General features: G+C 71.6%; 26 protein-coding genes and 1 pseudogene. 12 read left to right on the plus strand and 15 right to left on the minus strand.

What is annotated here, in order from left to right:
- Nucleotides 1-45: 45 nt before the first annotated feature.
- The 4 genes from GA0070608_RS15625 to GA0070608_RS15640 form a co-directional block, all read right to left on the minus strand.
- Nucleotides 46-1,089 (minus strand): LacI family DNA-binding transcriptional regulator, encoded by a 1,044-nt coding sequence (locus GA0070608_RS15625; RefSeq protein ID WP_091628623.1) that lies wholly within the window; start codon nucleotides 1,087-1,089, stop codon nucleotides 46-48.
- Nucleotides 1,090-1,155: 66 nt separating this feature from the next.
- Complete coding sequence (locus GA0070608_RS15630; protein WP_091628625.1) at nucleotides 1,156-2,124, minus strand: carbohydrate ABC transporter permease; 969 nt, start codon at nucleotides 2,122-2,124, stop codon at nucleotides 1,156-1,158.
- 1 nt (nucleotide 2,125) lies between these two features.
- On the minus strand, nucleotides 2,126-3,175 hold the full coding sequence (locus GA0070608_RS15635; protein WP_091628627.1) for a carbohydrate ABC transporter permease: 1,050 nt from the start codon (nucleotides 3,173-3,175) through the stop codon (nucleotides 2,126-2,128).
- Nucleotides 3,176-3,243: 68 nt separating this feature from the next.
- Complete coding sequence (locus GA0070608_RS15640; RefSeq protein ID WP_091628629.1) at nucleotides 3,244-4,584, minus strand: ABC transporter substrate-binding protein; 1,341 nt, start codon at nucleotides 4,582-4,584, stop codon at nucleotides 3,244-3,246.
- Between the two features lie 249 nt (nucleotides 4,585-4,833).
- On the opposite strand from GA0070608_RS15640, the gene GA0070608_RS15645 reads away from it, so the two are divergent.
- Complete coding sequence (locus GA0070608_RS15645) at nucleotides 4,834-5,607, plus strand: M23 family metallopeptidase (RefSeq protein WP_091628631.1); 774 nt, start codon at nucleotides 4,834-4,836, stop codon at nucleotides 5,605-5,607.
- Between the two features lie 161 nt (nucleotides 5,608-5,768).
- On the opposite strand, the gene GA0070608_RS15650 is transcribed toward GA0070608_RS15645, so the two are convergent.
- The 5 genes from GA0070608_RS15650 to GA0070608_RS15665 all read right to left on the minus strand — a co-directional run bounded on the left by GA0070608_RS15650 (nucleotide 5,769) and on the right by GA0070608_RS15665 (nucleotide 8,199).
- The gene (locus GA0070608_RS15650) at nucleotides 5,769-6,263 is read right to left on the minus strand and encodes a TspO/MBR family protein (RefSeq protein WP_091628633.1); all 495 of its coding nucleotides are present in this window, start codon (nucleotides 6,261-6,263) and stop codon (nucleotides 5,769-5,771) included.
- Between the two features lie 159 nt (nucleotides 6,264-6,422).
- The gene (locus GA0070608_RS32640; RefSeq protein ID WP_007464364.1) at nucleotides 6,423-6,566 is read right to left on the minus strand and encodes a GPGG-motif small membrane protein; all 144 of its coding nucleotides are present in this window, start codon (nucleotides 6,564-6,566) and stop codon (nucleotides 6,423-6,425) included.
- Nucleotides 6,557-7,333, minus strand: coding sequence for a metallophosphoesterase family protein (locus tag GA0070608_RS15655; protein WP_091628636.1), 777 nt, complete (start codon nucleotides 7,331-7,333; stop codon nucleotides 6,557-6,559). The genes GA0070608_RS32640 and GA0070608_RS15655 overlap by 10 nt, the downstream gene beginning before the upstream one ends.
- Nucleotides 7,334-7,342: 9 nt before the next feature.
- Nucleotides 7,343-7,618: a hypothetical protein gene (locus GA0070608_RS15660; RefSeq protein ID WP_091628639.1), complete on the minus strand. Its 276-nt coding sequence runs from the start codon at nucleotides 7,616-7,618 to the stop codon at nucleotides 7,343-7,345.
- On the minus strand, nucleotides 7,615-8,199 hold the full coding sequence (locus tag GA0070608_RS15665; protein WP_091628641.1) for a nucleotidyltransferase: 585 nt from the start codon (nucleotides 8,197-8,199) through the stop codon (nucleotides 7,615-7,617). Before GA0070608_RS15665 ends, GA0070608_RS15660 begins: the two co-directional genes overlap by 4 nt.
- A gap of 156 nt (nucleotides 8,200-8,355) precedes the next feature.
- Here GA0070608_RS15665 and GA0070608_RS15670 point away from each other — a divergent pair, with 156 nt between their 5' ends.
- The 4 genes and pseudogenes from GA0070608_RS15670 to GA0070608_RS15685 all read left to right on the plus strand — a co-directional run bounded on the left by GA0070608_RS15670 (nucleotide 8,356) and on the right by GA0070608_RS15685 (nucleotide 12,613).
- Nucleotides 8,356-9,069, plus strand: a complete 714-nt coding sequence (locus GA0070608_RS15670) for a dTMP kinase (RefSeq protein WP_091628643.1) — start codon at nucleotides 8,356-8,358, stop codon at nucleotides 9,067-9,069.
- Nucleotides 9,070-9,330: 261 nt separating this feature from the next.
- A pseudogene (locus GA0070608_RS15675) lies at nucleotides 9,331-10,244 on the plus strand (MurR/RpiR family transcriptional regulator).
- Entirely contained in the window at nucleotides 10,241-11,197 is a 957-nt protein-coding gene (gene murQ / locus GA0070608_RS15680; RefSeq protein ID WP_091628646.1) for an N-acetylmuramic acid 6-phosphate etherase, read from the plus strand. Before GA0070608_RS15675 ends, murQ begins: the two are co-directional and overlap by 4 nt.
- 432 nt (nucleotides 11,198-11,629) lie before the next feature.
- A complete protein-coding gene (locus tag GA0070608_RS15685; RefSeq protein WP_176733731.1) occupies nucleotides 11,630-12,613 on the plus strand; it encodes a sigma-70 family RNA polymerase sigma factor in 984 nt (327 codons plus the stop codon).
- A 72-nt stretch (nucleotides 12,614-12,685) separates the two neighbouring features.
- Here the strand turns inward: GA0070608_RS15685 and GA0070608_RS15690 are convergent, their stop codons facing one another.
- Nucleotides 12,686-13,660, minus strand: coding sequence for a C40 family peptidase (locus GA0070608_RS15690; protein WP_091628650.1), 975 nt, complete (start codon nucleotides 13,658-13,660; stop codon nucleotides 12,686-12,688).
- A 544-nt stretch (nucleotides 13,661-14,204) separates the two neighbouring features.
- Here GA0070608_RS15690 and GA0070608_RS15695 point away from each other — a divergent pair.
- Nucleotides 14,205-14,687, plus strand: a complete 483-nt coding sequence (locus GA0070608_RS15695) for a DUF6232 family protein (RefSeq protein ID WP_245715801.1) — start codon at nucleotides 14,205-14,207, stop codon at nucleotides 14,685-14,687.
- A 6-nt stretch (nucleotides 14,688-14,693) separates the two neighbouring features.
- On the opposite strand, the gene GA0070608_RS15700 is transcribed toward GA0070608_RS15695, so the two are convergent.
- Nucleotides 14,694-15,023, minus strand: coding sequence for a DUF3817 domain-containing protein (locus GA0070608_RS15700; protein WP_091628654.1), 330 nt, complete (start codon nucleotides 15,021-15,023; stop codon nucleotides 14,694-14,696).
- 26 nt (nucleotides 15,024-15,049) lie between these two features.
- A complete protein-coding gene (locus GA0070608_RS15705; RefSeq protein WP_091628658.1) occupies nucleotides 15,050-15,487 on the minus strand; it encodes a hypothetical protein in 438 nt (145 codons plus the stop codon).
- A gap of 121 nt (nucleotides 15,488-15,608) precedes the next feature.
- On the opposite strand from GA0070608_RS15705, the gene GA0070608_RS15710 reads away from it, so the two are divergent.
- The 3 genes from GA0070608_RS15710 to GA0070608_RS15720 are packed head-to-tail and all read left to right on the plus strand — an operon-like array spanning nucleotide 15,609 to nucleotide 16,825.
- The gene (locus tag GA0070608_RS15710) at nucleotides 15,609-15,935 is read left to right on the plus strand and encodes a DUF6158 family protein (protein WP_091635183.1); all 327 of its coding nucleotides are present in this window, start codon (nucleotides 15,609-15,611) and stop codon (nucleotides 15,933-15,935) included.
- Nucleotides 15,935-16,255 carry a hypothetical protein gene (locus GA0070608_RS15715; protein WP_091628662.1) on the plus strand — a complete coding sequence of 107 codons (321 nt, stop codon included), beginning with the start codon at nucleotides 15,935-15,937 and terminating at the stop codon, nucleotides 16,253-16,255. Before GA0070608_RS15710 ends, GA0070608_RS15715 begins: the two co-directional genes overlap by 1 nt.
- 33 nt (nucleotides 16,256-16,288) lie before the next feature.
- Entirely contained in the window at nucleotides 16,289-16,825 is a 537-nt protein-coding gene (locus GA0070608_RS15720) for a DUF1360 domain-containing protein (RefSeq protein ID WP_091628665.1), read from the plus strand.
- 116 nt (nucleotides 16,826-16,941) lie between these two features.
- Here GA0070608_RS15720 and GA0070608_RS15725 read toward each other — a convergent pair whose 3' ends face one another.
- From GA0070608_RS15725 to GA0070608_RS15735, 3 genes are all read right to left on the minus strand, one after another.
- Nucleotides 16,942-17,151: a hypothetical protein gene (locus tag GA0070608_RS15725; protein WP_091628667.1), complete on the minus strand. Its 210-nt coding sequence runs from the start codon at nucleotides 17,149-17,151 to the stop codon at nucleotides 16,942-16,944.
- Between the two features lie 26 nt (nucleotides 17,152-17,177).
- Nucleotides 17,178-17,432: a hypothetical protein gene (locus GA0070608_RS15730; protein ID WP_091628669.1), complete on the minus strand. Its 255-nt coding sequence runs from the start codon at nucleotides 17,430-17,432 to the stop codon at nucleotides 17,178-17,180.
- 562 nt (nucleotides 17,433-17,994) lie between these two features.
- Nucleotides 17,995-19,077 (minus strand): 3-deoxy-7-phosphoheptulonate synthase, encoded by a 1,083-nt coding sequence (locus GA0070608_RS15735; protein WP_091628671.1) that lies wholly within the window; start codon nucleotides 19,075-19,077, stop codon nucleotides 17,995-17,997.
- A 303-nt stretch (nucleotides 19,078-19,380) separates the two neighbouring features.
- Between GA0070608_RS15735 and GA0070608_RS15740 the strand changes: the two genes are divergently transcribed.
- The 3 genes from GA0070608_RS15740 (at nucleotide 19,381) to GA0070608_RS15750 (ending at nucleotide 22,348) form a co-directional block, all read left to right on the plus strand.
- Nucleotides 19,381-19,596 carry a hypothetical protein gene (locus tag GA0070608_RS15740; protein ID WP_091635187.1) on the plus strand — a complete coding sequence of 72 codons (216 nt, stop codon included), beginning with the start codon at nucleotides 19,381-19,383 and terminating at the stop codon, nucleotides 19,594-19,596.
- A gap of 113 nt (nucleotides 19,597-19,709) precedes the next feature.
- The gene (locus tag GA0070608_RS15745) at nucleotides 19,710-21,002 is read left to right on the plus strand and encodes a M16 family metallopeptidase (RefSeq protein WP_091628672.1); all 1,293 of its coding nucleotides are present in this window, start codon (nucleotides 19,710-19,712) and stop codon (nucleotides 21,000-21,002) included.
- Nucleotides 21,002-22,348, plus strand: a complete 1,347-nt coding sequence (locus tag GA0070608_RS15750) for a M16 family metallopeptidase (protein WP_091628673.1) — start codon at nucleotides 21,002-21,004, stop codon at nucleotides 22,346-22,348. Before GA0070608_RS15745 ends, GA0070608_RS15750 begins: the two co-directional genes overlap by 1 nt.
- The last annotated feature ends 257 nt before the right edge of the window (nucleotides 22,349-22,605 follow it).

A 22,605-nucleotide genomic window follows, 5' to 3' on the forward strand; every position in this document is an offset into this window, starting at 1 on the left:
TAGAACCGGACGGTCGGATGCTGCCGGGGACGTCGGCGGTCCCCGTTAGTGTGCCCGGGGCGGTGCGGTCGATTCGCGCACGATCAGCCGAGTGGGCAGGATCACCGGTGAGCCGGGCGGGTCGGGACGACGCCTGACCGGCGGTGCGGGGGGCCCGCCGTGGAGCGGGTCGAGCAGGATCCGCGCGGCGAGCCGGCCCTGCTCCGCCGCGGGCTGGGCGATCGTGCTCAGCCCGAGGGCGCTGGCCAGGTCGTGGTCGTCGACGCCGATCACGCTGACGTCCTGTGGCACCCGCAGGCCGGCGTCGCGCAGCGCCGTCATCGCCCCCATCGCCATCTCGTCGCAGGCCGCGAAGATCGCCGTCGGTGGGTCGCCGCGCCGGAGCAGCTCCTCGGTGGCCCGGGCGCCGCCGCCGATCGTGAACTGCGACTCCACGTCGAGGTAGGGGTCGGGGGTGATCCCGGCGTCGCGCAGCACGTCCCGGTAACCCCGACGCCGGTCGAGGTGGGTGGTGTAGGCGAGTTCGTCCGGGTCGCCGGTTATGTGGGCGATCCTCCGGTGACCCAGGTCGAGCAGGTGCCGGGTGGCGGTCCGCGCGACGCCGACGTCGTCGATGCGTACGCAGGGCCAGCCGGGCACCGGCGTGCCGGAGCTGATGGTCACTCCGGGCAGCTCCAGCCTGGTCAGGGCGGTCAGCTCGGCGGGGCGCAGCGGCGTGGCGACCAGCATCACCGCGTCCACCCGTTTGTGCAGGTCGGCGGTGCGAAGCACCCGCTGACGGGTCTGCTCCCGCCCGCCGAGGTTGTAGAGCAGCAGGTCATAGCCCGACTGCTGGAGGAAGTCCTCGACCGCCTCGACGACGGTCCCGAAGAACCACCGGGTGATCCGCGGGACCACGACGGCGATCGTGCCGGTGCGTCCGCCGGCCAGCCGCGAGGCGCTCGGCGAGACGGCGTACTCCAGTTGCTCGGCCGCCGCGAGCACCCGGCGCCGGGTCGCGGCCGAGACCGTGGGCAGCCCCCGCAACGCCCGGGACACGGTGGCGGTGGAGACCCCGGCCAGGCGGGCGACGTCGTCGATCCTCGTCACGCTACCCCCCGCTTCGCTCCGCCCAACTCCGCCGCCGCCGGTGACCCGGCGGCGGCGGAGACACTCTCAGCCCTTGACGCTGCCGGCGAGCAGGCCGCGCACGAAGAAACGCTGGAGGGACAGGAAGACGATCAGCGGTACGACGATCGAGATGAACGCGCCGGCGGTGAGCCGCTGCCACTCGTTGCCCCGGGTGCCGGCCATCTCGGCCAGCCGGACGGTGAGCGGGGCGGTCTCGTTGCCGCCACCGGCGAAGATCAGCGCGACCAGCAGGTCGTTCCAGACCCAGAGGAACTGGAAGATGCCGAACGCGGCCAGTGCCGGGGTGATCAGCGGCAGCACGATGCTGCGGAAGATCTTCGGGTGGGTGGCCCCGTCGACCCGGGCGGCCTCCATCAGGTCACCCGGGAGCTGCGAGATGAAGTTGTGCAGCAGGAAGACGGCGAACGGCAGTGCGAAGCAGGTGTGCGCGAACCACACCTGTGCGAACTTCTGTTCGTCGACCAGATCCCAGGCCGGCATGACGGTGATCCCACCGACGGTGACCCCGGTGGAGAAGAACTTCAGCAGCGGCACCAGCGCCATCTGTAGCGGCACGATCTGCAGCGCGAAGATCGCGATGTACATCCAGTCCCGGCCCCGGAAGTTGATCCAGGCCAGCGCGTACGCGGCCAGGGCCGCGAAGGCGAGCGGGAAGAGCACCGACGGGATGGTGATCGCCAGCGAGTTGATGAAGTAGCTGGCGAGCTGCCCGGACGACGAGGAGCTTCCGAACAGCACCTCCTGGTAGTTCTCCAGGGTGAACGACGGGTCGGTGAAGAAGGTCCACCACCCGCTGCTCTTGATCTGGTCCTCCGGCCGGAACGAGGAGATGAACAGGCCGAAGGTGGGGATGGTCCAGACCATCGCGATGACGATCGAGACGAGGGTCGCGGTGCGACTGTTCAGCCGCTTGCGGACCCGCCCGGCGGTGCTGGTCGGGCGGCCGTCGGTCTTCTGGGTGCCGGTGGCGACGGTGGGCGTTGCGGTGGTCATCTCAGCCCTCCCGCTGCTGACGGAGGTTGCGGATCTGGTAGATCACGATCGGGACCACCAGGATGAACAGGAACACCGCCAGGGCCGAGCCCTGCCCGTTCTGGCCGTACCGGAACGCCTGGTTGTACATCTCGTTGGCGATCACGCTGGTGTCGTAGTTGCCGTTGGTGGACGTCCGGACGATGTCGAAGACCTTGAGGGTGGCGATCGACAGCGTCACCACGACCACGATCAGCGCCGGCTTGATGCTCGGCATGGTGATCCGCCAGAACATCTGCCAGGGGGTGACTCCGTCGAGCCGGGCCGCCTCCACGATGTCGGCGGGGATCGCCTTGATCGCGGCGGAGAGCACCACCATGGCGAAACCCGCCTGGATCCAGACCATGATCACGATCAGTAGCAGCGTGTTCAGCGGCGACTCCAACAGCCACTGCTTCGGCTCGCCGCCGAGACTGACCACGATCTGGTTGAGCAGGCCGATCTGTTGCTCTCCCTCGCCCCGGTAGGCGTAGACGAACTTCCAGATGATGCTCGCGCCGACGAAGGAGATGGCCATCGGCAGGAAGATCAGCGACTTGGCCACCGCCTCGAACCGGGCCTTGTCCACCATGATGGCGTAGAGCAGGCCGAACGAGGTGGCGATCAGCGGGACGAGGAGCACCCAGACCAGGGTGTTGATCAGCACCCGGACGATCGAGTCCTCAGAGAACATCCAGCCGTAGTTGCGCAGTCCGACCCAGTCGTTGCCGTTCGCGTCCATGAACGACAGCAGCGTGGTGCGGACGGCCGGGACCACCAGCCCGATGGTGAGCAGCAGCAGTGTCGGCAGCAGGAAGAAGAGCGCGAACATGCCCTCCCGCGGCTTGCGCCGGCGGGGGAGCGGGGCGCCGCTCGCGGAGGCGGCGACGAGCTGCCCCTCCCGGCGGCGGGCGAACCAGGCCGGCACCACGTCGAGGAGCAGGAGCAGACCGCCCACCACCGCGACGAAAGCGATCAGCCCGTACATCAGCATGAGGAACTTCGGCTGTTCCGCAGCGAAGTCGAACTCCATCGACCCTCCCAGGTCTTTGATCAGCCGGTGGGCCGGCCCACGTCAGCGGACCGGCCCACCGGTTCAGATCACTTCCAGCTGCTCTCGATGCCGTTCAGCACCGTCGCGGTGTCCTTGCCGTTGATCCAGTCGATCATGCCCTTCCAGAACGTCCCCGCACCGACCGGCGCCGGCATCAGGTCAGAGCCGTCGAAGCGGAAGACGGTGGTCTTGTCCTGGAGGATCTGGACGGAGAGCTTGTCGATCGGGTTGGCGACGTTGGCCGGGTCGAGCTTGTTGTTGGCCGACACCCAGTCACCGATCTTGGCGCGGCTGTTGGCGTACTCGCCGGAGGCGAGGTAGGTCTGCACGGCCTGGACCTCGGGGCGGTCGGCGAAGGCCACGGTGAACTCGCCACCGCCCAGCACCGGCTTGCCCTTGCTGGCGTCGATCGCCGGGAAGTAGAAGGCGAAGACGTCGCCGTCCTCGGCCACCTTGGTGCCCTTCGGCCACTGGTTGGCGTAGAAGGACGCCTGGCGGTGCAGCGCGCACTTGCCGGTGGTGATCGGCAGACCGGCCTCGCCGAAGGCGGTGGTGGCGATGCTCTTCACGCCGCCGTAGCCGCCGTTCATGTACTTCTCGTTCTTGAGGATGGTGCCGGCCTTGTCCACGGCCTCGACGACCTTCGGGTCGTTGAACGGGATGCCGTGGCTGGTCCACTGGTCGTAGACCTCGGGGGTCTGCGTCCGCAGCATCACGTCTTCGATCCAGTCGGTGGCCGGCCAGCCGGTGGCGTCACCGGACTCGATGCCGGCGCACCACGGCTTGGTGCCGGCGGCGGCGATCTGGTCGCTGAGCTTGATCAGCTCGTCCCAGCTGGTCGGGGTGGTCCAGCCCTTCTCCTTGAAGGTCTTCGGCGAGTACCACACGAAGGACTTCACGTTGGAGCCGAGCGGGGCGCCGTAGAACTGGCCGTTGACGGTGCTGTACTTCAGCCAGTCGGCCGGGTAGTTCTCCTCGGCCGTCTTCTTGGTCTCGGCGCCGACCGGCTTGAGCTTGCCCGAGTCGACGAAACGCTTGACCAGACCCGGCTGCGGGATGAACGCGAGGTCGGGGGCGTTGCCGCCGTCGACCCGGACACCGAGCTGGGCTTCGAACTCGGCGCTGCCCTCGTGGTCGATCTTGATGCCGGTGCAGTCCTCGAACTGCTTCCAGGACTGGGCGAGGCGGTCGGCCTCGATGTCCCGGATGGACGAGTAGATCGTGACCTTCTTGCCGTCGTTGTCGCCGTACTTCTCATATGCGGCGCACTCCGCGGAGCCCGCGTTGCTGCTCTTCTTGTCGTCGCCGGTGCCGCAGGCGGTGGCGCTCAGCGCCAGCCCCAGCACGCCGGCGATCGCGAGAGCCTGGCGTGAACTTGCAAACGCCATGCCGTTCTCCTTCCTTGCCGGCGCGTGCAGGATTCGAACCCCGCGCCGGTCCGATGGGCGTCACCCACATGTAAGCGCTTGCATGTGGCGTGGTCCACCCCTAACCGGACACGGGGAAGTAACAATCAAGAAACCTGTGGCCGGCTTTTGGGCGCGCTCCCACACGGGAATTCGACCTCTTTCCATCGATGGCGTTTTCTGACACGCTGAAAGCAGGAAATCGAAGGATTTCGACATAGGAGGTGCTGGATGGGCAAGCGGTGGTTGGGCCTGCTGGCGGCCGGTCTGCTGGTCGCGGGCGTGTTGGTCCCGGCGGCGCCGGCGATGGCCGCCCCGACGTTCAAGGTCCCGTTCCCGTGTGGGCAGTCCTGGTCCGGCCAGACCCGGACCGGCCACAGTCCGGCGTACGCGGTGGACTTCAACCGCACGAACGACCTCGGCGACCCGGTGGTGGCGAGCGCCCCGGGCACCGTCGACCGGGTCACGGATCTCGGCGGCACCAGTTACGGAAAGTACGTCCGGATCAACCACGGCGGCGGGTACAGCACCTACTACGCCCACCTCAACGGTTTCAACGTCTCTGTGGGGCAGGCCGTCGGCTACGGGAAGGTGATCGGCTGGGTCGGCAGCACCGGCGGCTCAACCGGTCCGCACCTGCACTACGAGCAGCGGCTCAACGGCGCCGACATCCAGGTCCGGTTCAACGGCTCGCTCGCCCTCTACTGGGGCACGAAGAACTACGGCAGCGACAACGGCTGCGGCAGCGGCACCGGCTCCGGCACGGTCAACACCGCCGGGACGGCGCTGACCGTCCGCTCCGGCCCGGGCACCGGCTACGCCGCGGTGGGCACCGTCGCCGACGGCGCCAAGGTCACCATCCAGTGCCAGACCAGCGGCACCAGCGTCACCGGGACCTACGGCACCAGCACCATCTGGGACCGGATCGGGTCGGGCCGCTTCATCGCCGACGCGTACGTCTACACCGGCTCCGACGGCTACATCCCCGGCGTGCCCCGCTGCTGAGCGGGCGACGGGGCCCCGGCTTCACCGGGGCCCCGTGCGTCGTCCGGCCCCGCCGCCCGATAGGGGTAGGGGTCCGCCGTCACGCCTGGAGCACGCGACCTGTCGTCAGGTCGGAGCGCTCGCTCCGCCAGGCGCTCGGCCCGCCACCGGCCGGGGAGGGCTCAGCTGTTCAGGCGCCAGACGGCGAAGTTGAGTGCGGCGGCGAAGGTGACCCACGCCCAGTAGGGCAGCATCAACAGCGTCGCCGGGCGGGACACCCTGCGGAAGAGCACGATCGTCACGCCGATCGCCACCCACATCAGCAGGACCTCCGCGAACGCCAGCCCGTAGCGACCGGCGCCGAAGAAGAGCGGGGTCCAGATCGCGTTCAGCACCAGCTGGGCGATCCACGCCCAGAGTGCCGGGCCGAAACCGACCCGCCGCCAGACCAGCCAGCCGGCCACCGCGATCATCGCGTAGAGCAGGCTCCAGACCGGTCCGAAGAGCCAGGACGGCGGGGCCCAGGCGGGCTGTTCGAGGCTCGCGTACTCGGCCGAGGTGCCCTGCACGCCGAGCCCGCCGATCGCCGCGGCGACGAACACCGCGGCCCCGAAGCCGAGCAGGGCCCACCGCTGCCGGGCACCGCCCGTCCGTTCAGCGCTCCGTGACATCTGCATGGCCGGGATATCTCCGCCGGAGGCGGCCGGTAAACCCGTGGTCACCCTCCAGGCGGCACGACACCGAGGTCGTCATGCCCGGATGCTCCTGTCGGGAGGACGGAGTTCCGGTCACGACGACCCCGGTGGGTCCTTGGACGGCGGCCTGTAGCCGCCTCGTCAATTGAAGATGCTCACACCACCCGGCCCGACGAGCAGGCCGACCACGATGAGGACGATGCCCCACAGGATCTGCCGCCGGAACAGCGCGAGAATACCGGCGACCACGAGTACGACTGCGAGAATCCAGAGAATCAGCTCCATGTTTGCTGAATACCCGAGCCGCCGACGCCGGAAACCTGTGCCTGATCGAGGTTACCGCCCAGGTGGAAGATGCTGTACGCCTGCTTGATCACGGGGTGGGCGACGTTGCGGACGCGGACCCCGCCGGGCGTGGTGCCGCGCTCGGTGCCGGCGTGCGCGTGCCCGTGCAGGGCCAGCGCGGTCGGTGCCGAGTCGATCGCCTGACCGAGCTGGTACGAGCCCAGGAACGGATAGATCTCCAACGGCTCACCGGCGAGGGTGTCCGGCACCGGCGAGTAGTGGGTGAGCGCCACCAGCACGTCGCAGTCCAGCCCACGCAGCGCGGCGGAGAGGGCGTCCGCGCTCTGCGTGGTGGTCCCGACGAACGCCTTCATCTCCGGCTCGCCGAAGTCGCTGGCGCACCGGCCGGCGAACCCTCCGCCGAACCCCTTCACCCCGGCGACACCCAGCCGGCCGCCGGGACAGTCCAGCACGATGCCGTCGCCCTCCAACACGGTGATCCCGGCGTCCTTGAGCACCTTGACCACCTGCGGCACCTGGTCGCACTGGTGGTCGTGGTTGCCCAGCACGGTCACCACCGGCACGCCGAGCCCGCCGAACTCGGTGGCCACGCACCGGGCCTCCGACTCGGTCCCGTGCCGGGTAAGGTCACCGGCGAGCAGCAGTACGTCAGCGTGTTCGGGCAGTTCGTCGAGGGCCGGCCGGAACCGGCCGACCACGTCCTTGTCCAGATGCACGTCGCCCACGGCGGCGATCCGGATCACCATGGAACCTCCTCAGGGCAGTTGCTCGATCTCCGTGGGCGCCTGCGTGCGGATCACCCCGATGTCGCTGGTGATCGGCACGTCCGGGAACCGTTCGGCCACCCGGCGCAGGATCTCCTCCCGGCGGTGCGGGCTCTCCACCTCGCCGTAGAGCACGAGGCCACGCTCCCGGCGGACCACGGTGATCCCCTGTTCGGCCACGTCCGGGTCCTCGGCGAGCAGCCGGTGGATCTCCGCCTCGACGTACTCGTCGGGCGGTCCGGTGGCGATGTCGCGGTGCTCGGTCACGGTGTCCCCTCCCCCTGCGGGGTGCCGGGGTGCGGCACCACCTCCAGCCGGTCCAGCAGCACCAGGAACGCCTCCGCGTACGGCGAGTGCTGCGTCTCCTTGCGTACCCGTTCCCAGTCGATCTGCTCCCGCAGGGAGCGGGCCAGCGGCAGACCCCGGGCGAAGTCGCAGTAGTGCTGCGAGAAGCTCAGCAGCTTGTGCACCATGAGTTGGGTGGCCGAGAGCACCGGCATGTGGATCGCGTCGACGGGCCGGATGACCGTGTCGGCGAACGTCTCCTCGGTCACCGGCGTCTCGATCGGCCGGTGGATCAGGTCCACCATCCGACCGCCGTCGAAGACCTTGACCAGCCAGTCCTCGGGCGGATGCTCAGCGGCGAAGCCCGCCGCGACCAGCGCTTCCAGGGCGCGTTCCACGTCGAGCTCGCGGATCAGGAAGTCGACGTCGTGCTCGCTGGAGTGACCGCCGTGGGCGTACACGGCGAAGCTGCCCCCGAGCGCGAAGGGGATCTCTTCCTGCTTGAGCACGGCGGCGACCTTCTTCAGCGTGTGCACCAGGCTCTCGTCCCCGCGCTCTGCCATTGGCGTCTCCCGTCATGGTGGTGGGCGGCTGATCCGACTCCGGTACCCGGCATCGCGCTGGGCCACACCTGGCAGGAGGCCACGGTCGGGGTCAACCGGGAGCACGAGGCACAAATCTCCGGTAGACGCGGGCGTGGGTCGGATAGCCTGTGCAGAGTGTCCAGATCACCGGAGGCGCGGCGCGGCAGGGCCCGGTTGCGCGCCGTCGCCCTGATCGGCATCGACGGCTCGGGCAAGACCACCCAGGCGCACCGGCTCGCCGACGTGCTCACCGAGGCGGGCCGCCCCGCCACCTACCACCGCAACGCCGGCGGCCGGCGCTGGCTCGGCCGCCTCGCGCACCGCCTCGGCCGCCCGGACGCCCAGCGGCTCGTCGGGCGCAGCGGGATGCTGGCGGTGGAGTCGGTGCTCCGCTGGCTGGCCATCGCCGCAGCCCTGCTCAGCTGCCTGGCGACCGGCCGGGTCGCGGTGATGGACCGCTACTCCGCCTGCCAGTACGCGAGCATCCGGGCGCACGGGGGCCAGCGCTGGGAACGGCTGGCCCGGGCCGGTTACCGGATGTTCCCGCGACCGCAGGTGACCTTCCTGCTGACCGTCGATCCCGCCGAGGCGTACCGGCGGATCGAGCAGCGCGGCACCGACCACGAGAGCATGCGATACCTGACCGCCGCGCACACCGCGTACCGGACGCTGCCGGAGTATCCGACCTTCGTGGTGGTCGACGCCGGGCGCCCCCCGGAGGAGGTCTCCCGACAGATTCAGGCCCACCTCGCCGGCTGGCTGGCGGCCGACGGGCGCGGCGGCCGGCCCGCCGTCGGGCCCGCGCCGCCGGGCGCGGAGTCGGTCCCGGTCGGCCGGCTGACCGCCTGATCCGACGGCGCACGGGCCGGGCCGTCCCGCGCCCGTCCGGTGCGGGGGCATCGCCGGGGGCGGCGAGGTGGCATCGTCTACCCGAGGGACGCGGGAGGACCGGCGGCGGCCGTCCGGCAGTTCGGGCCGGCGCCGAGGGAAGGCGACGGCCTCCGGGGGGTACGGCACGCCGGCCGAAACGGCGTGTCGGGGCAGGCGGTACTTTCTTCAATACTCCGCGTCATGGTTGACGCTCACGCTTCGTGAAAGTAAGTTTCATCCGTGGCGAAGAGTCCGAAGATTTCTGCGAGTCACGAGCAGGGTGGGCTGATCGTCCACATCAGCGGCCTGCTCCCGTCGTTGTCGCCGGCCGAGCAGCGGGTCGCCCGGCTGGTGGTCGCCGACCCGGCCGGCGCCGCGCGTCGGACCATCACCGACCTCGCCACCGCCGCCGAGACATCCGAGGCGACGGTCATCCGGTTCTGCCGGTCGGTCGGCATGGACGGCTACCCGCAGCTGCGGATCCGGCTTGCCGCCGAGGCCGCCCGCCGGGTCGAGCCGCCGGACGCCCGGGTGGTCGGCGGCGACATCCCGCCCGGGGCGGACCTCGCCCAGATCATCGCGACCATCGCCTTCAACGACGCGCGGGCCGTCGAGGAGACGGCCGAGCAGCTCGACCCGGCGATCTGCGAGCAGGTCGTCGACGCCATCGCGGGGGCTGGCCGGATCGACGTCTACGGGGCGGGCGCCAGCGGCTTCGTCGCCTCGGACTTCCAGCAGAAGCTGCACCGCATCGGCCGCACCTCCTTCTACTTCCCGGACGTGCACACCGCGCTGACGTCGGCCGCATTGCTCGGGCGGGGCGACGTCGCGGTTGGCATCTCGCACACCGGCACCACCTCCGACGTGATCGAGGTGCTGGAGCAGGCCCGGGCCCGGGGGCGGCGACGGTGGCGCTCACCAACTTCCCCCGCTCGCCGATCACCGAGGTGGCCGACTTCGTGCTCACCACGGCCGCCCGCGAGACCACCTACCGCTCCGGTGCGATGGCGAGCCGGCTGGCCCAGCTCACCGTCGTCGACTGCCTCTTCGTCGGGGTGGCCGCGCGCAACCGGTCCCGGGCCAGGAAGGCCCTCGAAGCGACAGCCGAGGCGGTCCGGTCGCACCGGGTCGGCCCGGGACGGAGGCGGTCATGACGGCGGGCGCGGTAGAACCCCACGAGGTGACGTCCCCGGTGGCGGCCCGACCGGTGATCCGGGTCGGTGCGCCGACGGAGCGGCGTAACCCGCTCAGCATGGACCTCGACCTCATGTCGACCCGGGACGTACTCACGGTGATCAATGAGGCGGACCGGCGGGTGCCCGGCGCGGTCGCGGACTTCCTCGACGAGATCGCCGCGACAGTGGACCTGGCGGTGACCGCCCTGCGCGGCGGGCACCGGGTGCACTACTTCGGCGCCGGCACCTCCGGCCGGCTCGGCGTGCTCGACGCCGCCGAGCTCGCGCCCACCTTCAACTCGCCCCGGCACTGGTTCTGCGCCCACATCGCGGGCGGGCCGGAGGCCATGTGGCGGGCGGTCGAGGACGCCGAGGACGACGACCGGGGAGGTGCGGCCGAGGTCGCCGACTGCGTACGGGCCGGCGACCTGGTGGTCGGACTCGCCGCCAGCGGACGCACACCGTACGTCCTGGGGGCGCTCGCCGCGTCGAGGGCCAAGGGAGCCTCGACCGTGCTGCTCTGTGCCAACCCGGAGGCGGAGGCCGCCAGGTCGGTGGACGTCTTCATCGGCGTGGACACCGGTCCGGAGGTCGTCACCGGGTCGACCCGGATGAAGGCGGGCACCGCGCAGAAGTTGGTGCTGAACACGTTCTCCACGGCCGTGATGGTCCGGCTGGGCCGGGTCTACTCGAATCTCATGATTGACATGGTGGCCACCAACGCCAAGCTCCGAGGTCGGATGATCTCGATCCTGATCGAGGCCACCGGCTGCTCGGAGGAGATCTGCCGGCGGGCCCTCAACGAGGCCGACGGCGACATGAAGGCGGCACTGGTCTCGCTCGTCTCCGGGGTGGAGGTGTCCGCCGCGCGGGCCGCCCTGGCCCGCTCGGCCGACCAGGTCCGCGTCGCCCTGGCCCTGCTCGCCTCCTGATCCCACCCCGCTCCCACCTCCGCTCTGCGAGCCCCGTCACGTATCGGCATGCATCCGGGGCGCGGATTGTTCACCGAGGGGTGGGGTAATACCACGGGCGTGGATGAACCGATCCGTCCACCGGCGCGTAGCTGGCAGTGACCAGGATCGCAGCGTGACGGTGACCCGGGTCGCTGTGTCTTCGGCGTGGCGGTGCTGCCATGGACCGGGAGACGGCGACACGTCGATCCGCCGCCCCTGACGTGGTGCCCACCGGAGAGCCGCCACCTGGGGTGCTGACAGCAAACATGGATCGCGCTCTCAGCGGATTGTCAGGCATTCGTGACAGTTTCGACTCACGACATGGAATCCCCGACGCGTCTCAACTGTTGTGTAGGTGTCAGCACCGGTGGGCACAGCGGAAGTTACGGGGGAGGGCTGATGGACGTGGGGATGGCAAGGAACCGGGCAACCGGCGCGAGCGAGGGGACCGTGGGCAACGTGGACAAGAAGATCGGCATGCGAACCGACGAGGTTGCCGAGGAGCGCGACCTGGTCGGCGTCTACCTTCACGAGATCTCCCGGACGCCGCTGCTGGACGCCGCCAGAGAGGTCGACCTCTCCAAGGCGATCGAGGCCGGCCTCTACGCCGAGCACCTGCTCGGCGAGGACCGCGCCGACGTCGACCGGGACGACCTGGAGAAGCTGGTCGCCGAGGGCGAGCGGGCCAAGGATCTCTTCATTCGGGCCAACCTGCGGCTGGTCGTGTCGATCGCCCGCCGTTACGTCCGCTCGGGCATGCCCATGCTGGATCTGATCCAGGAGGGCAACACGGGCCTGGTGCGGGCGGTCGAGAAGTTCGACTACGTGCGCGGCTACAAGTTCTCCACCTACGCGACCTGGTGGATCCGCCAGGCGATCAGCCGGGCGATCGCCCAGCAGGAGCGCACCGTGCGACTGCCGGTGCACCTGGTCGAGGACGTCAACCGGATGCGCAACGTGGCCCGGCAGCTCACCCGTGAGCTGGGCAGCGACCCGGAGCCGGAGCAGATCGCGGCGGCCCTCGGGGTCACCGTCGAGCGGGTCAACGAGCTGGTCCGCTGGTCGCAGGACACCGTCTCGCTGGACACCCCGGTGGGCGACGACGGCGACACCAGACTCGGCGACCTGGTCGCCGACAGCGACGCGCCCTCGCCGGAGGAGATCGTCCTCACCGGGCTGGAGCGGCAGCGGATCGAGGGCCTGCTCAACCACCTCGACGACCGTTCGGCCGGCATCATGCGGGCCCGCTACGGGCTGGAGGACGGCCGGGAGCACTCGCTCACCGAGGTGGCCTCGCGGTTCTCGCTCTCCCGGGAGCGGATCCGGCAGCTGGAGATCCAGGCGCTCGGCCGGCTCCGCGAGCTGGCCCGGGCCGAGGGACTTCAGGCGGCCTGAGCGAGCTGGGAACAACGGCGAACGGCCGGCGTCCGACAGGGGGACGCCGGCCGTTCGCCGTTTCGGGTGCGGTCAGCGGACCCGGCCGTAGCCCTGGATGGGCATCAGGTTCATGCCCCGTTTGAGCACGTTGCGGCCGGCGCTCGGCGCGTCGATCACCTGGCCGTCGCCGACGTAGAGGCCCATGTGCCCGAGACCGCTGTAGAAGACGAGGTCGCCGGGCCGAAGTTCGCTCCGGCTGATGTGGGCGACAGCGCCCCACTGCATCCGGGTGTTGTGCGGCAGCGACTTGCCGGCCGCCCGCCAGGCCGCCGAGGTCAGGCCCGAGCAGTCGTAGCCGTTCGGCCCGTCGGCGCCCCAGACGTACGGCTTGCCGAGCGCGCCGTACGCGTACCGCACGGCGACGCCGGCCCGGCCGGAGACCGCCGGCGCGTCCTTCGCGCTGTCGGGCCGTGCGGCCGGCTTCTCCGTGGCCCGGCCGTACGCCTGCCGGCGCAGCTCGTAGAGCTCGGCCAGGTCGCGCTCGATCCGCTTCTTCGCGGCGGTCATCTCGCGGGCCTGGGCCGCCTGCCGGCCCAGCGTGACCTCCAGCCGGGTCTTCTCGTCGAGCAGCCGGCGCTGGTTGCCGGTGAAGTTCGTGATCTTCTCCTGCCGCTGCCGGGCGAGCTGGTCGAGCATGCCGATCCGGTCCAGCAGGGTGTCGGCGTTGCCGGGACGCAGCAGCGCCTCCGCGGTGGTCAGGTTGCTGCCGGTCTTGTACGCGGTCACCGCCATCTCGCCGACGTCCGCCCGGCTCCGTTCGGTCTCCTGCTCCAGCGGACCGATCCGGCGCTGTACCTGTGCCACGGCGGCCTGGTTGGCCTTGGTCTCCTCCCGGAGCTTGTTGTGCGCCTCGACGACGTGTTCCAGCTGGTTGGAGGAATTCTCGATCCGCCGGGTCAGCTCGGCGGGGGACGGTTCGGCCCGGGCGGGTAGCGCCGGTGCGAGCAGCGTTGCCGACACCACGGCGACCGCCAGGGCGCGCAGCGTGTATCTGAGGGACGACAAGAGCGGAAGGCTCCTCTCCCACCGGCCGCCGTGGGCTGCTGACGCCCCCGACGACACCGGGCCGGTGCTGTCCGGGTGGACGGCGATCGACCGGGCCGACCCGGACAACCTAACCCGGGGCAGGAGTTATGCGCAGTTGAAGCAGGGTCGAATGTTGGCCGAGTGACGGAAATTGTTGATCACCGGCGGGCGCGGTGCGTGATCGACTTCTCCGGACTGCCGCAGGGGGCATCGCGGCTATTGCCGGTGATCGGGCGTTTGTCCTATTCGTCGTTGTCGACGTATGCCGTCGGAACCTGAGCCGTTATGACCGACAAGCCGGACTTGGCGGTCGGAACAGCCTGGCCGCGCCACCGGTCCTCTCGGACGCGAGCGGAAATCGCCGTCCGGGCTGGCACGTGCGCCACACAATGAAGCGCGCAGCCGGGAATCCCGTCGACCGGCACCGATGCGAGACCGTCGACGGGAGCCGACCCCGGCACCAGCCGCGGGAGGTAGAACCATGAACCCTCAAGGCGCCACCCGACAGACGCGGTCACCGGGAGTGGCCGCGGGAAAGAACACCCTGCTCTACGCCCGGCCCGGGATCATCGTGACGGTCGACCGGTTCACCGTCGGACGCAACAGCTGGCAGGTCACCGAGCTGACCCACCTGCACACCGGACGCGGCCCGCACGACCGCGTCGCGGTACGCGCCGTCGCGGTCACCGGCGCCATGATCGGCGGCGTCGGCCTGCTGCTCGGCTTCAGCGGCGGGCTGCAACGGCTCACCGCGGGGGCGTACCTCATCCTGGGCGTGGTGTTCCTGCTGCCGGTGCTGGTCGCGGTGCTGGGGGACCGGTGGCGACCGCCGGCGTACGAGCTGTGGGGCCGGTGGCGGGGCGAGCGGGTGCTGCTGTTCAGCAGCGACGACGAGCGGCAGTTCGGCCAGGTCACCCGAGCCCTGCGCCGGGCCCGGGAGATGAACCGGTACGGCGGCTGGGAGGATCCGCTCGCCTCGGCCGACCCGTGGCGGCCCAACCGGTGACCGGCGTCAGCCGGCGACCGGCTCCGGGGTGCGCTCGGACTGCTCCGCGGTCACCCAGGAGCTGACCCGGCGCTCGGCGTAGAAGGAGACGAACGGCACCGTGCCGGCCAGCATCACCAGGACCATCCGCTTCAGCGGCCAGCCGGCCCGGCGGGACAGGTCGAAGGCGGCCACCAGATAGAGCATGTAGAGGAAGCCGTGCGCCTGACCCACGGTTTCCACCAGGATCGGGTCGTCGAAGCCGTACTTCATCGGCATGCCGATCACGACCAGCAGGATCAGCGCCACGCCGACGATCCAGGCGATGACTCGGTAACGGGTCAGAGCTGCGCCCACCGTCGTCCGTCCTTTCGGGCCCGGCCTCAGCCGGGGTAGTCACCGGGCTTCGCGCCCGGGTTGTCGTTCAGCCATTGCAGGTAGTGGTTGTAGGCGGCCAGGTCGCCGTCCCCGCCGCCGACGGCAGCCGCGGACACGCGGGCGACCCGCACGGGTGGGCGTACGACCGGGCGCGTCGCGGCGGCCTCCGGAGCGTCCGCCGGCTGCGTCCCGGCGGCGGCCGACGCCTCCCCGGGCGCGTCGGCCGGCGCCGCCGGCCCACGCAGCGTGTGCCGGACCTCACGCCACCAGACGAAGACCACGAAGCCCGCGAAGATCGGCCACTCGACCGCGTAGCCCCAGCTGATCGCGTTGCCGGCGGCGGCCCGGCTGACCTGCCACCAGCCCAGCCCCAGGAAACCGGTGACCAGCACGACCATGGCCACGTGACGCGCGATCCACGCCGGGGTCCAGAGCCGTTTCATGGCATCGAGAGTACCGGGGGCCGCCGGGCTCTCCGACGCGGTGTCGTAGTCGCGGGATGGTTTGGTGCCATCCGGTGTGGGCATCCGTCTAGACGCGAGCCCAAACCAGACCAGGGGGTCGATCATGACTGGATCTGTACGGCAGGACGACTTCGGCAGCCCGGAGCAGCGGATGCCCGAGTGGGACGGCGACCACGTCCACGACCGGGCCTCTGGCGAGGCGGACCCGCCCGACGGCGACCTGCTCGGCGTCGACCCCGCCGAACTGGGCGACGAGGACCTGATCCGGGAGATGCACAGCCTGCACCGCACCCGCCTGGACACCCTGCGGCACGCGGCGGACTCCGCGCTCGCCAACCACCTGCGGCGCACCGCCGAACTGGAGACCGAGTACCTCGCCCGGCACCCCGGCCGCGAGGTCGACCCGAGCCGGCTGCGGGACGCGTGATGGCGTCCGCCGAGCGCGGGATGTCCGCGCCGCCGGAGGTGGTGTTCAACACCGCCACCGACCCCGACCGGGCGTCGGCGTGGCTGCCCGAGCCGCTGCGGGCCGACGGCAGCCCGGCGGACGAGATCAGCGGGGAGGAGTTGCGGGCCCGGTGGAGCGCCGCTGAGGAGTGGTCGGCCGAGATCCGGGTGGAGCCCGGCCAGGCCGGTGGTGCCCGGATGCGGCTCGACCTGACCGGTGGGCCGGACGCCGAGCGGCTGGCCGACGAGGCGCTGGACAACCTCGCCCGTGAGGTGGCCGACAACCTGCAGGCCGGCTGAGCCGGACCACGCCCCGAGACATCGAGGAGACCGGTGATCGACCTGAGGGAGAAGGTGGCGCGGCTGCGCCAGGCGTACGCGCCGCACGAGCACCGGCCGCTGGGCGGGTACCTGGCGGCGATGGGAACCTACGCCGGGGTGACCGCCGGCATCGCCGCCCTGGTCAGGGTGACCGGTCGCCCGGTGCCCGAGCGCCCCGCCACGGCCGACGTGGTGCTGCTCGGCATCGCCACTCACAAGCTGAGCCGACTGCTGTCGAAGGACGCGGTGACGAGCCCGCTGCGGGCGCCGTTCACCCGGTACGACAAGCCGATCGGCAGCGGTGAGGTGATGGAGCAGGTCCGTGACCAGGGCAGCTCCACCCGGCACGCGATCGGAGAGCTGCTGAGCTGTCCGTTCTGCCTTGCCGTCTGGGTCGCCACCGGGCTCACCGGCGGGCTGGTGCTCGCCCCCCGGCTGACCCGACTGGTGGCCACCGCGCTGACCGCCGTGGCCGTCTCGGACTTCCTCCAGATGGCGTACGCGGTGGCCCAGCAGGACGCCGAGGGCGGCGACCACGACGAGGACTGACGGCGTACACGAAGGGGGCCGGCGCGCAGCCGGCCCCCTTCGTCGTGTCGTTCCCTGCCCTGCCGTCGCCTCGCGTCCTCGCCGGAGCGTCAGACGGTGCTGTGCCGGCCGCGGGGTCAGGTCGGCGTGGTGCCGTGGTCCTCGCCGGCCCAGCCCCGGGAGGCCTCCGGCTCGCGCTCGTCGGCGTCCGCCCCGGTGATGATGTCCCGGTCGACCGCGGTGCGATCGTGTTCGTCGGCGAAGTCGGGCTCCGGCAGGGTGTCCCGGCCCCCGGGGGGTTGACCGAGCGCCGGCGTCTTCTCGTGCTGTTCCTCGTGGTGGGACATCTCGCTCTCCTCACTGCCTCGGGACGTCAGGTGACCGAACCGCCGAGCAGGTCGGCCACCTCGTCCACGGCGTAGGTGCCCTCGGGCAGGGCGGCGATGCGGGTGAGGAGCTGCGCGGGGAGCTCCGCGACGACGGCCCGGCGGTAGATGTCGGCCTGACTGATCCGCTCCTGGCCGTGGTAGAGATCCTCGAGCAGTTCGTCGAGGCGCCGGGTGTCCGGCTCCTCGATCACGGGCGCTTCGGTCACGGTCACGTCGGTCACGGGTGCGTCGTCGGTCACGTCGGTCGGCTACCCGCGTCCGAATCGGTCAAACGTCACCGCGCCGCCGGCCGCCGCGCCGGGTTCGGCGTGACGCGGTTGGCCGTCAGGCTGTGACGGCGGTCATGGCGGAGGCCGGAACACCGGCGGCGGGTCGCCCGTTGAGTGAGGTGTCGGTGTGTCCAGTGTCCCCGGGCCTCACCTAACTGCCTTCGCGGAATACCGTCCGGCTGGAGCCGCGTCGTGCCACTCGCCGAGAGGCGACCTGCACACCGACACCGGTGCCGCCCCCGAGCCCACAGGGCCCGGGGGCGGCACCGTCTGCCCCCACCTCCCCGCCCGGCCGTCCCGCCCTCCCGCCCCCACGCATCGCCTCCCCGCCACCCGGCTCCCACCGCCCTCCTCCCGGTGATCATGAGGTGGGCGGCAGGAACGGAGATCGACTTCGCCGCCAACCTCATGATCACCGGGGCGGGGCGGGGCGGGGCGGGGCGGGGCGGGGCGGGGCGGGGCGGGGCGGGGCGGGGCGGGGCGGGGCGGGGCGGGGCGGGGCGGGGCGGGGCGGGGCGGGGCGGGGCGGGGGTCAGGCGGGGGCGGGGGTGGGGCGGCGGGTGCGGACGGCGGCGGCCAGGTGGGTGAGGACCTCCTCGGTGGAGTCCCAGCCGATGCAGGCGTCGGTGACCGACTGGCCGTACGTCAGCTCGCGGGTCGGATCGAGGTCCTGGCGGCCGGGGAGCAGGAAGCTCTCCAGCATGATCCCGACGATGCCGCGCTGGCCGGCGTCGAGTTGGGCGGCCACGTCGGCGGCCACCCTCGGCTGGTTGCGGTGGTCCTTGCCACTGTTGGCGTGGCTCGCGTCGATCACCACACGCTCGGGCAAATTGGCCGCCCGCAGCAGGTCCAGGGCGCCGGCCACCGACTCCGCGTCGTAGTTGGGCCGCCCACCGCCGCCGCGCAGCACCAGGTGCCCGTCGGCGTTGCCCCTGGTGTGCAGGATCGCGGGCGTGCCGGAGACGTCGATGCCGGGGAAGACGTGCGGTACGCCGGCGGCCCGGATGGCGTCCACGGCCGTGCCGATGCTGCCGTCCGGGCGATTCTTCATGCCGATCGGCATCGACAGGCCGGAGGCGAGCTGCCGGTGCACCTGGCTCTCGACCGTCCGCGCGCCGATCGCGCCCCACGCCACCGTGTCGGCGATGTACTGCGGGGTGATCGGGTCGAGGAACTCGCAGCCGACGGGAAGCCCCAGGCGCAGCACGTCGAGCAGGAGCGCGCGGGCGGTACGCAGGCCGGTGTTGACGTCGCCGGAGCCGTCCAGCCCGGGGTCGTTGATCAGGCCCTTCCAGCCCACCGTCGAGCGCGGCTTCTCGAAGTAGACCCGCATCACCACCAGCAGGTCGTCGGCCACCCGGTCGGCGGCGGCGCGGAGCCGGTGGGCGTATTCCAGGGCGGCGGCCGGATCGTGCACCGAGCACGGGCCGACCACCACCAGCAGGCGGTCGTCGGCGCCGTCCAGCACCCGGCCGACCGCGCGCCGCCCGGCCAGTACGGCCGAGGCGAGCGTGTCGTCGAGGGGTAACTCGTGGTGCAGCAGGGCCGGGGTGGTCAGCGGCACGACACGGTCGATCCGCTGATCGCTGACCCGATCGGTCTCCGGGGTCGTCACGGTGGGAGTCCTTCCGCCGACCGTGCCCGGGGCCGGTGCCCGGGTCGAGCCGGCTGCTCGTACGCAAAAAGGCAGGAGCGAGAGCTCCTGCCCGGCCGGCTCGAAATGGGTGACGTCAGATCATGGTGAAGTCACCGGCGTGCGAGCCGGCTGCCTAAACCATCGATACGAACGTGTCACGCGGCCAGCGTACCCGACCGCGCCCGAAGGTCCACCCCGGTCGTCCACCTCACGCGGCCACCAGGCGGGTCCGGTCGCGATCATGCGGCGTGCCGACGGCGCCGGCGGGGTATGGGGGATGTCATGAATCACGAACAGAGCGATCAGGCACGGGTGGAGTCCCGCGCGCACCTGCTGCCCGAGGAGGCGGCGGCCGGCAGCGACGACCCCCAGGCGCAGGCGGAAGCCATCCTCAGGGAGTCCGACATCCGGGAGGAGGACCGCAACGCTGCCCCCGACACCGTGCTGGAGCGGCGTACCTCCGATCAGACGGTGACCCCCATCGAGCCCCCGGACTGAGGCACGGCGTCCCGGGCCCGCCGCGAGCGCCAGACGCGGCGGGCCCGACGCTCGGCTCCTCGCCGCGAGCGGCGTGGTCCCGTTCCACGCACCTGATCAGATAGCGTCGTGCCATGCCCGACAGCGGTTACCCCTGGCCCATCGAGACCACCCGACTGGACAACGGCCTGCGCGTGGTGGTGAGTGAGGACCGCACCGCCCCCGCGGTCGCTGTGAACCTCTGGTACGACATCGGCTCCCGGCATGAACCCGAGGGGCAGACGGGCTTCGCCCACCTCTTCGAGCACCTGATGTTCGAGGGCTCGGTCAACGTGGCGAAGACCGAGCACATGAAGCTGGTGCAGGGCTCGGGCGGCTCGCTCAACGCCACCACCAACCCGGACCGCACCAACTACTTCGAGACCGTTCCCGCCGAGCACCTGGAACTGGCGCTGTGGCTGGAGGCGGACCGGATGGGCGGCCTGGTCCCCGCGCTGACCCAGGAGACGCTGGACAACCAGCGGGACGTGGTCAAGAACGAGCGGCGCCAGCGCTACGACAACGTGCCCTACGGCGACGCCTGGCTGCGGCTGCTGCCGCTGCTCTATCCGCCCGGGCACCCCTACCACCACGCCACGATCGGGTCGATGGCCGACCTGAACGCCGCCGACCTGGGCACCTTCCAGGCGTTCCACCGGACGTACTACGCGCCTGACAACGCGGTGCTGACCGTGGTGGGCGACGCCTCGGCCGCCGAGGTCTTCGCGTTGGCCGACAAGTACTTCGGCGCGATCCCGCCCCGCGCGCAGATCCCGCCCGCGCCGGACGGCCGGACCGTCCCGTCCGCCGGCCGGCCGGTCGTGGAGACGGTCACCGCCGACGTGCCGGCGCCGCGCGTCTACGTCGCGCACCGCACCCACCCCTTCGGCAGCCCGGGCTACGACGTGATGACGGTGCTCGCCACCGTGCTCGGCAGCGGTCGGGGCAGCCGCCTCTACCAGCGCCTCGCCGACGGGGAGCGGATCGCTCAGCCCGATCTGGTCGGGGCGTACGGGGTGGACCTGGCGCACGCCCCCGCACCGCTGATCGCCACCGCCACGGCCCGTCCCGGGGTCAGCGCCGAACGGCTGACCGCCGGGCTGGCCGAGGTGGTCGACGAGTTGGCCACCGTCCCGGTCACCGTCACCGAACTGGACCGGGCAAAGTCCCTGCTGAGCACCTCGTGGTGGCGGCAGATGGCCACGGTGGACGGCCGGGCGGACACGCTCGGGCGCTACGCCACCCAGTTCGGCGACCCGGCGAAGGCCGCCGAGCGGCTGCCGGCCTGGCTCGCGGTGACCGCCGAGCAGATCGCGGAGGCCGCCGCCGAGGTGCTCGCCGCCGACGACCGGGTGACCCTGACCTACCTGTGCGAGGAGAAGCCCTGATGACGCTGATCGCTGACCGTCCCGGGCCGGGCGCCGCCCGCCCGTACCGGTTCCCGCAGGTGATCCGCCGTACGGTGGCCGGTGGTCAGGTGGTCGCCGCACACCTGCCCGGGCAGAACCTGGCGGTGGCGCTGCTGCTGCTCGACGGGGGCGCCGGCCGCGAGCCGACCGGCAAGGAGGGGCTCGGCGCGGTGCTCGCCAAGGCCTTGGAGGAGGGGACCGCGCGACGCGACGCGACGGCGTACGCGCTGGCGATCGAAGGGCTCGGCACCGAGCTGGTGGCCGGGCTGGACTGGGACTCCTTCCAGGTCAGCGTGCAGGTGCCGGTGGAGCGGCTGAGCGCCGCCGTGGAACTGCTCGCCGAGGCGGTGCGTACCCCGAAGCTGGACCCGGACGACGTCCGGCGGGTTCGCGACGACGAGGCGACCGCGCTGCGGATGGACTGGGCCAACCCTGGCCCACGCGCCGACGCGGCGCTGCGCGCGGACCTCTTCGGCGCCGGGAACCGCTGGGGCCGCCCCATGTACGGCGACCCGGAGTCGGTGGCCGCCCTGGACGTCGAGGACGTCACCGTCTTCCACTCCGAGTGGTTCATCCGCCCCGGCACCCTGATCGTCGCCGGCGACCTGGACCGGCTCGACCTGGACGCGCTCGGCGCGACGGCGTTCGCCGGTACCGGCGGCGGGCCGGTCGACCGGGGCGGCCCGATCGAGGTGCCGACCCGCCCCGGCCGGCGGATCATCCTGGTGGACCGGCCCGGCTCGGTGCAGTCCACGTTGCGGCTGGGTCACCCGTCGCCGCACCGCGCCCACCCCGACCACGTGCCGATGACGCTCGCCGGCACGGTGCTCGGCGGGGCGTTCACCTCCCGGCTCAACCACCTGATCCGCGAGGTGCGCGGATACACGTACGGCATCCGGGGCGACTTCGCCTCGTCCCGCCGGTTCGGCCGGTTCGGGGTCAGCTCCAGCGTGCAGACGGCCGTCACCGCGCCGGCCATCGTCGAGGCGGTCGGCGAGATCACCCGTACCCGGGAGACCGGGGTGACCGAGGACGAGCTGGCGGTCGCGCGCTCCTGGCGGGCCGGGCAGCTCTCGGTCGAGTTGCAGAGCCCCCGGGCGATCGCCGCCGCGCTGACCACCCTGGTCGTGCACGACCTGCCGGACGACTACCACGCCCGGTTGCGGGACTCGCTGCTCGCCGCCGACGTCGCGGAGGTCTCCGCGGCGGCTGCCGCGCACCTGCGCCCGGAGGAGCTCGCCCTCGTGGTGGAGGGCGACGCCGCGGTGATCCGCGACGAACTCGTCGCCACCGGCCTGGGCGATCTGGTCGACCACGCCTCCTGACCGGCCGGGGCGGTGTGACGTGGGTCGCGCCGCCCCCGGCCGGCGCCGCGGCTCGGCCGGGGCGGGTAGCCGTGGATGCTTCGGCGAGCAGCCCCGCCGGCCCGCGATTCTTCCGGGCCACCGGCCCGTCCGGCGGTGTCGTTTCCGTCCCACCCGCCGTCCCGGTGACCGGGGCCACGGCCGGTCCTGGCCCGAGCCCGACCCGGGCGGTGGGAAAGCGTTGCCGGTCGGGCCGTCGGGCTGGGTAGCCTCGCGGG

It is taken from the genome of Micromonospora peucetia, assembly GCF_900091625.1.
Classification (GTDB): Bacteria; Actinomycetota; Actinomycetes; order Mycobacteriales; family Micromonosporaceae; genus Micromonospora; species Micromonospora peucetia.